This is a genomic window from Cyanobacteriota bacterium (assembly GCA_025054735.1).
Lineage (GTDB): Bacteria > Cyanobacteriota > Cyanobacteriia > SKYG9 > SKYG9 > SKYG9.
Genome location: JANWZG010000405.1, coordinates 1 through 3222, shown reverse-complemented (window position 1 = coordinate 3222; position 3222 = coordinate 1). Strand labels below are relative to the sequence as shown.

1 protein-coding gene and 1 pseudogene are annotated in these 3222 nt (G+C 48.4%); both read right to left on the bottom strand.

Features of this window, described 5'->3' with window-relative positions; genetic code table 11:
* Positions 1 to 21 precede the first annotated feature (21 nt).
* Positions 22 to 741, bottom strand: a complete 720-nt coding sequence (locus NZ772_15870; GenBank protein MCS6815032.1) for a hypothetical protein — start codon at positions 739 to 741, stop codon at positions 22 to 24.
* 38 nt (positions 742 to 779) lie between these two features.
* Positions 780 to 2465: pseudogene (locus NZ772_15865) on the bottom strand (VWA domain-containing protein).
* Positions 2466 to 3222: the final 757 nt, after the last annotated feature.

Below are 3222 nucleotides of genomic sequence, written 5' to 3'. Positions count from 1 at the left end.
AGCGGATCCCAATTTGAAACGCTAGCGAGAAATAAGCAAATCAACGTTTTCTTGAAAACTTTTGAACTCAGCACTGAGACTTGCCAACTCTTGCATGTCTTCAGAGTTGTTCAAATTAGCAGTGCGCAATTGGTTTTGCAGTTTTTGTAAAATCCCCGCAGTATCCGAAATCAGTGTTGACAGATTAACCATCTGAGCTTGACGAGCATCTTGGCCTTCACGGGCAAGCTGGATGTTGCGCCGAAGACTTTCAGCTAGCCGTTCCAACTGCTCACGGGCAATGCCTGAACTCGTGCGGAGCTTAGCCTCAACATCCCGAACTTGCTGTTGCATTTCTTCTACAGACAGCAGAGAATCCTCGCCTTGAAGTCGTCGTGCCATTTGGGTTAACTTTGCAGGTAATTCTAGGGTGCGATCGCAGGCTCCCTCCACAGCCACTAATAAATCTAGCTGATTAGCTTCCGTCAGGGCTTTAGCAGCCTCATCCCGCAATACCTGTGCCTTTTCCACCAATGATGCAGCTTGGGCTTGCACGGCTCGAAATTCCCGTTCTAGACTAGGTGCCAAACCTAGAGATTCTGGCTCTCGTCCCTTGAGTACGGCTGCCCCTACAGTTGCGATCGCTGCTGCCAACGGTAACATAACTACGTGAGAAACACCCCCAACTCGTACCCCTAGCACCAACACAATCATGCTAGCCAGAACTGCAAGTGGATAGTAGAGAGGGTTAGCAATCTTCATAGGTCTGTGGTCAGTAGTTAGCGAAGAACACTGTAGAATTAAAACTCAACTTGCAGGTCTGCCATGACCCTATTGATAGAAGCTGGATCACCACGGCGATAGTAACCCCCATTGAGGTCTGCAATTTGCTTAAGGACATCGGGATTAAATTCCCCTTCGTTACCATAGCCAATTGTGAAAAATGCAATCCGCTGATCGCTATTAAAGCCACTCTTTTGTAGCTCAGCCGCCAACTGATCAAGCTTTATTTTCGACCCCGAGTCTTCACCATCTGTCAGAATCAACACAGCATTTATAGCATCCTTACGGAGGTTTTGCTGGAGCCAGTTACGGGCTTCCAGCGCGGCATCATACAGACGAGTACCACCCCCCACCTGCAATCCACTGACAAACTGCATCCCGCGATCCTTCCCTGCCGGAGAACCATCCACCAACACAGGTGGCATCCGCACCTGACTGTCAAAGTCAATCAACGCCACTTGATCCTTGGGGGTCAAGCTTTGGATATACGTTTGCAGAGTATTTTGCACCACAGGCATTTTGTTACCTGTCATCGAGCCAGATGAGTCAACCACAATCACAACCAGAGATGGTTTCTTAGCAAACTCCTGCCATGACTTCAACATGGCGGCAACAACTTCCGGTCGGGGTGGACGGTAAGAGTCATAGCTAGCATTGGGATCCACACCAAACTCAGCAGTGAACCTAGGCCCTAGGGCAACGCCTGGTGTACCAGGACGTAACCCTAAATTCGTCGCAATTTGCTGAATTTCTGGCGATCACAAAAACTCAATAAACTTTTCTGCTCCCGCCTTTTCCTCTGCACTCACCCAAGGAGCATTGGGCAAGATGGCCCGCATGTTGGATGAGAACGTAGCCTTGGGATAAACAGCAACATACCGAGGTTGTCCGGGTTGCAGTCCGCTGTTAGCAGCAATCACCGATGATTCATACACTGAGGCGATCGATGCCCAAAATGGACCATTAGTCACCATCGCCTTCGCCAGCGAATCAGTAGACACACCATAGCGAGTGATCTTGCTCTGAATCTTCTGTATCTGGGGTTGAAACGTCTGCACATCAGCAACAGTAAGCTGTTCTGGACGCTTACCCGACACAGACGCAAATTGGGCAATTAAGGTTTGTAAACCAGAATTTGAGCGCGTAGGTGCTGTATGGACATAGTGAATCGTAGTTGGTGGCCCCGATGGAGCCAAATCTCGGTGAGTTTTAGCCGTCACCAAAGCTTTGAACGGATCTGGCACTGCCTTGAGAGCATTAGCTATATCCGTTTGTGCCATAAACACCATCGGACTATTAGCTAGCAGTGGCGAATCTGTAATTTCAGGAATGTAGTTCTGTCCAGGATAAATCTGGTTCATCTGAAATATCAGTTGACTTTGATAAACCTCACCGTCAACCGAAACCAAGGTAGGGATGTCCGGCGACTCTGCGGGAAGCGTTCCTGATTTCACTTGTTGGGCCTGAGTTACCAGTTGAGTAACAACATCCCCACTGCCTGCCTCCAGACAGGTAACATAAAATGCTGTCCCATTATCAAGCTTAGGGTTCTGCTGGTTGAATTTTTCGCTAGCTTGCTTACAAAAGTCACCAAGGGCACTGCCAACTAACACTTTAATTTCTAGACCTGATCGCTGGGGTTGACTGCTACTATCGCCACCGCTACCTCCACCCGTACAACCAGCCAGCAGACCAAGAGTCATAGCTAGCAAAGAACAGACTGTCGATCGGCACCAATGCCATTTCCCTCGGCAATAGCCATTAACAGGATAGAGTGAGCTGAAATGGTACGGTGAAATCATACGAATAACGCCCATAAGTCACAATTAACAGGCTCTAGCACTAGCTTACTCGATGTTTTCTCCGTTCAACCTTAAGGCAAGACTAAGAGCCACTAGACATTCATCTCAATACCCGGCAAAAGTTCGGCAAACCTATGTCTAGCTCGTTCTGCACATCACGGCTATGTACAGCTCACTCAACACCATCGCTCATGAATTGACCTGCATCACCACGCTGGGATAATGACTTTTGATACCATTCGTGCTAATCCCCTGTTTCAGGCATTATTCGCAGTCGAATGAACTCGTCTGTGGAAATGCCTAGAGATGCCCACTTGAGGATGCTACTCATGAAGATACCTGACCGGCCCCCATTCATCGTTAATACCACTTCTCTATGCTACAGTCACAGATAGCTTTTAGTTAAGTCCTTACTACGAACCAATAGGTTGTGTCGCTGGCTTTTGGAGAATTGGTAACCAACACCAATAAGAATAAGAACTTATGAAAACAAAAGCCCAAAAAATAACCAGCCTCCCACCACAAGAGCAAGAGACTGGTCACTAAACTTACCCTGGCATCGCGCTAGGTTCGCAGGACGCCACCGTCCAACTATCGTCGCCGCAGATGCGTTTCACCACTCAGTTCGGGATGGATGAGTGTGGGGCCACATCGCCAT

Bases quoted from the DNA above. Each gene is read 5' to 3' on its own strand.
- NZ772_15870 (MCS6815032.1), bottom strand. From the start codon at position 741: ATGAAGATTGCTAACCCTCTCTACTATCCACTTGCAGTTCTGGCTAGC.